The organism is Sphingomonas sp. LH128 (assembly GCF_000293195.2).
Classification (GTDB): domain Bacteria; phylum Pseudomonadota; class Alphaproteobacteria; order Sphingomonadales; family Sphingomonadaceae; genus Novosphingobium; species Novosphingobium resinovorum_A.
In genome coordinates this window covers 1-5,135 of record NZ_ALVC01000172.1, presented here as the reverse complement: position 1 = coordinate 5,135, position 5,135 = coordinate 1, and the positions used below count along the sequence as shown (strand labels likewise).

Genomic DNA, 5,135 nt, shown 5'->3' with positions numbered 1-5,135 from the left:
GACTGCGTCGGCGGTCCCCCTCCCCGAGACAAGCTCGGGGAGGAACGTGTGGGGTGCCGCTCGGTGCGGCCTTCGCGGCGCACTTCGGCCATGGCGTTCTTCGAGGACTTGCCCGAGGCGGACGATCCGCTGCTCGGCTTCGCGCCCTATCTGCACAGCCGTCCGCGCCGCAACTCGATCACGCCCGACCGGCAGCGCATGTTCATCGCCGCGCTCGCCGCCAGCGGGATCGTCACGCAGGCGGCCCGCGCGATCGGGGCGAGCCTCGAGGCGCTCTACAAGCTGCGGCTGATGAAGGGCGCCGAAGGGTTCTCGGCCGCGTGGGACAAGGCGGTCGACCGGGGCATGCTGCGGCTGCAGGACTGCGCGCTCGAACGCGCGATCCTGGGCGAGGAACGCCCGGTGGCGAGCCAGGGCAAGGTGGTCGCCACTTATACCCGCCACGACACCGCGCTCATGCTGTTCCTGCTGCGCCAGCGCATGCCGGAGCGCTACGCCGCGCCGCCTACGCAGGACGCGCGGCCGGGCTCGGCGCTCTACGAGCGGGTGCGGCGCGACATCGAGGCGCAGATGCCCACCGTGGAAGAGACGCGCGCGGTGATCGACGCCAAGCTGGAGCAGCTGCGCCGCACCATCGAGGCACGGCGCACGCGGGAAGAGGACGGCTGAGCCGCCTCAGCGGTGGCCGCGGCCCGGTCGGCGGCCGTCGCCGCGTCCGCCGCCATCATGATCGCCGCCGCCGCGCCACATCGGCATCTTCATGCCCTGCTGCGGGCGCATCTCGCCCCGGAAGGGCTGGTAGTTGTGCTGGCCCTGAGGGGGTGCGCGCATGATGTGGTTGCGGTCGCCCCGGCGGTAGCGGTGGTCGCGGTCGTTGTTGCGGTAGTAGAAGTAGTCGTCGCTGCCCCAGTAGCCGTCGTGGATCGGGCCGTAGTACCCGTCGTAATAGCCGTCATAGGCATAAGGCGTGCCCCAGCCGACCGAGCTGTAGCCATAGCCGCCGCCATAGCCGTCCGTGGCGCAGGCGCTGAGCGCCACGGTGGAACCGGCAAGGGCCAGGGCGAGGATCTTCGTGTTCATGGACGAGCCTTTCGAGGAGGCGCGTCAGAAATGGACGGCGCGCCCGTTAACCCTCGTAAAACTCCCGAGTATGCAGCTCAGTTCCGGGGCCAGACGTCCAGCTTGGTCGGCGCCCCTCGCCCGCCCATGAAGTTCGCTAGATTGCGGTGGAGGTTGATGACCTTCTGCTCCTGGTGCGGGTTGGGCAAGGGTCCGCGAAAGCCGCTGGACTTCATGCCCTTCTGCACGAACTGCATGTTGGAGAAGTCCTGCGCCAGCACCGATCCCCAGTTCTCGCCGATAGGGTCGGCATAGGTCCACTCGGTCTGCGGCGCCTCGCCTTCCGGGAAGCGTTCGAGGGCGTAGCTTTCGAACACGCACTTGTCCGGATCGTCCTTGTAGGGGCGCACGCGGTAACACAGCGCGAAGGTCTCGCCGTGGAGGATGTTCTGGTTGGGGAACAGGCCCCAGGCGAGGCCGCCTTCCTTCTTGATCTCGGGCGGAACCTCGGGCCAGATCACTCCGCGCGCGGCGTCGTCGGCCTTGGCGGATTTCAGCCAGTGGGCGATGCATTCCTGCGGGGTGGCGTCCTCCGGAAGCTCGATCTGGAGGCGAGCGGCGGCGTTCACCAGCGTCTCGGTGGAGGCGGAATAGTTCACCGTCTCGTAGTTCTCGCGGATCAGCTCGTAGGTGGAAACGCGCGGGTCGTCGCCCTTGCCGGCGCGGGTGGTGCCGGCGCTCTCGCTCATCTCGAACTTGGCATCGCGCGTGTCGTAGCTGGAGACCGAGTGCAGCCCGTACTGGCGGCTCAGCGCGTAGTAATCGCCATAAGCCAGCAGCTGCGTATGCGTGCCCGCGACGTGGTAGGGTTCGAGGAACGCCTCGATCGCGGTCTTCCAGTTGCAGTCGTAGATCGCCCACTGGCGCCACTTGTAGTGCATCTTCTCCAGCTGGAAGTGCGAGAGGATTTCTCCCGCACGGCCCATCCACTTGGCCAGTGGCACGGCGTCGGGGTCCATCGTGATGTAGATGTAGCCGCCCCAGGTATCGACCTGGACTTCCGACAGGCAGGTCATCTCTGCCGTCAGCTTGTTCTGCCAGTCCTGCGGGTCGAGGATGTAGGTGTTCTGGCCCTCCAGATCGAAGGTCCAGCCGTGGAAGCCGCAGATGAAGTTGCGCCGGTTCGAGCCCCGGACATCATGGACCTTTCCCGGCAGCATGTCCGGCACCGACACGAGCTGGCGCCCCCGGTGCGGGCAGACGTTGTGGAAAGCCTTCAGCGAACCGTCGTCCTTGCGCAGCACGATCACGGATTCGTCGGCGACGTCGTAGGTCAGCCAATCGCCAGGGTTCGGCAGGTCGCTCTCGCGCTCGACCATCTGCCAGACCTTGGGCCACAGCAGCGTCTTTTCCGCGGCGAGGTAGTCCTTCGAGAGAAACGCCTCGGTCGGGTAAGTTGCGAGCACTTCGGCGTCCATGTCCGCTGCGGTGAGGCGGCTGGGCTCGTAGGCCTCCGGTTCGGTCACGCGGTCTCTCCCATGCGCGCTATTCAACAGGATTGTCTATTAGGCCAGCTCGCCTCCCGTTTCCAGAGCCGCCCGCGCGCAACGCCCCGGCGATGGAGCGGCAACAAATCGCGCAGCTCGCTTAACCTTTCGATTTTGATCGCCCTGCCCGATCACTCTCATCGACGAAGCGCACTAACGGTCCCGTCCCTCGGGGCGTACCCTCTGCCCGCCCTTGCAAGGGCCAAAGCAACAGGAGGAGAGAGGCCATGAACACCCTTGGAAACCGCATGCTCGCGCTGATGCTCGGCGCCGCGTGCTGCGCGCTCGCAGCGCCCGCGTCGGCCGCCGAACAGGCCAAGCCGAACAAGGCCGCGACCGAGGCGGAGACGGTCACCGAACAGCCCGCCCCTCCCGCCGGCACCAAGCCCGGCGGCATGTCCAACAAGGACTGGTGGCCCAGCACCCTCGACCTCGCCGCGCTGCGCCAGCACGAGGCGCAGTCCAACCCCTACGGCGCCGATTACGACTATGCGAAGGAGTTCGCCACGCTCGACCTCGACGCGGTCAAGGCGGACATCCGCAAGGTGCTGACCACGTCGCAATCGTGGTGGCCCGCCGACTACGGACACTACGGCCCGTTCTTCATTCGCATGGCTTGGCACAGCGCAGGCACCTACCGCGTCGGCGACGGGCGCGGCGGTTCGGACGGCGGCGAGCAGCGCTTCGAGCCGCTGAATTCGTGGCCCGACAACGTCAGTCTCGACAAGGCCCGCCGCCTCGTCTGGCCGATCAAGCAGAAGTACGGCCGCAAGCTGTCGTGGGGCGACCTCATGGTGCTGACCGGCAATGTCGCGCTGGAGGACATGGGCTTCAAGACCATCGGCTTCGCGGGCGGCCGCATCGACGCATGGCAGCCGGACCTTGTGTTCTGGGGGCCGGAAACCAAGATGATGACCGACAAGCGCCGCGACGCGAAGGGCAACCTCAAAGGCCCGCTCGCCGCGACGCAGATGGGCCTCATCTACGTCAACCCGGAAGGCCCGAACGGCAACCACGATCCGATCTCCGCCGCCGCCGACATCCGCCGCGCCTTCGGCAACATGGCGATGAACGACGAGGAGACGCTGGCACTGATCGCGGGCGGCCACACCTTCGGCAAGGCCCACGGCGCGCATGATCCGAACAAGTGCATGGGCGCCGATCCCTCCTCCGCCGGGACCGAGAAGCAGGGCCTCGGCTGGGAGAACACGTGCGGCAAGGGCAATGCCGAGGATGCCATCACCAGCGGCCTCGAAGGGGCGTGGTCGGCGAATCCGATCAAGTTCACCTCGCAGTACCTCGATAACCTGCTCGGAATGGAGTGGGTTAAGACCAAGAGCCCGGCGGGCGCGACGCAGTGGATTCCCACCGACCCGGCGGCCGCCAACATGGTCCCGGACGCGCACATCAAGGGCAAGACCCACGCGCCGATCATGTTCACCACCGACATCGCGATCAAGCAGGACCCCGAATTCCTCAAGATCGCGCAGCGCTGGCACGAGAATCCCGAGGAATTCGCGCAGGCCTTCGCCCGCGCGTGGTTCAAGCTGACGCACCGCGACCTCGGCCCGCAGGCGCGCTATCTGGGCAAGGACGTTCCGAACCAGACGTTCTCGTGGCAGGACCCGCTGCCGCAGGCGAGTTTCGCACCCCTGGGCGAGGCGGACCAGAGCGCGCTCAAGGCCAAGGTCCTCGCTTCCGGCCTGACGACGCCCGAACTGGTGCGCACGGCCTGGGCCTCGGCTTCGACCTTCCGGGGCACCGACATGCGCGGCGGCGCCAATGGCGCGCGCCTGCGGCTGGACCCGCAGCGCGGCTGGGCGGTCAACGATCCGGCCGAACTGGCCAAGGTGCTGGCGAAGCTGACGGCGGTGCAGGCCGACTTCGCGAAGTCCGGAAAAGCGGTGTCGATGGCCGACCTCATCGTACTGGCAGGCAATGCCGGTGTCGAACAGGCGGCCAGCAAGGCGGGCTATCCGGTGAAGGTGCCCTTCGCGCCGGGCCGCGTCGATGCGGCGCAGGACCAGACCGACGTGGCATCGTTCGCGTACCTCGAACCCAAGGCCGACGGTTTCCGCAACTTCTACACGGCCGACTACCGGCTCGACCCGGCCGCCGCGCTGGTCGACAAGGCCGACGCCCTGAACCTGACGGTGCCGGAGATGACGGTGCTGGTGGGCGGCATGCGCGCGCTGGGCGCCAATGCCGGCAAGTCGAGCGCGGGGGTCTTCACCGCGACGCCGGGCAGTCTCGACAATGCCTTTTTCGTCAACCTGCTTTCGATGGACACGGTCTGGTCGAAGAGCGCGGCGCCGGGGCTCTATGACGGCAAGGACCGCAAGACCGGCAAGCTGCGCTGGACCGCGAGCCCGGTGGATCTGGCGTTCGGGTCGAACTCCGAACTGCGCGCGGTGTCGGAGGTCTACGCCTCGGACGATGCGAAGCAGAAGTTCGTGGACGACTTCGTGGCGGCGTGGGCGAAAGTGATGAACGCCGACCGGTTCTGACCCTAAATCCTCCCTGTCGCGA

At 67.2% G+C, this 5,135-nt stretch carries 4 protein-coding genes; 2 read left to right on the top strand and 2 right to left on the bottom strand.

Features of this window, described 5'->3' with window-relative positions; all coding sequences use genetic code 11:
• The coding region (locus LH128_RS14540) for a hypothetical protein (protein WP_327195167.1) at positions 1 to 669 on the top strand (669 nt) is incomplete at its 5' end.
• A 6-nt stretch (positions 670 to 675) separates the two neighbouring features.
• Here LH128_RS14540 and LH128_RS14535 read toward each other — a convergent pair.
• Both LH128_RS14535 and LH128_RS14530 read right to left on the bottom strand, forming a co-directional pair.
• The gene (locus LH128_RS14535; protein ID WP_008830404.1) at positions 676 to 1,080 is read right to left on the bottom strand and encodes a hypothetical protein; all 405 of its coding nucleotides are present in this window, start codon (positions 1,078 to 1,080) and stop codon (positions 676 to 678) included.
• Positions 1,081 to 1,157: 77 nt separating this feature from the next.
• Positions 1,158 to 2,537, bottom strand: a complete 1,380-nt coding sequence (locus tag LH128_RS14530) for an aromatic ring-hydroxylating dioxygenase subunit alpha (RefSeq protein WP_037519498.1) — start codon at positions 2,535 to 2,537, stop codon at positions 1,158 to 1,160.
• Between the two features lie 296 nt (positions 2,538 to 2,833).
• Between LH128_RS14530 and katG the strand changes: the two genes are divergently transcribed.
• On the top strand, positions 2,834 to 5,113 hold the full coding sequence (gene katG, locus LH128_RS14525; RefSeq protein ID WP_008830402.1) for a catalase/peroxidase HPI: 2,280 nt from the start codon (positions 2,834 to 2,836) through the stop codon (positions 5,111 to 5,113).
• Positions 5,114 to 5,135 lie beyond the last annotated feature (22 nt).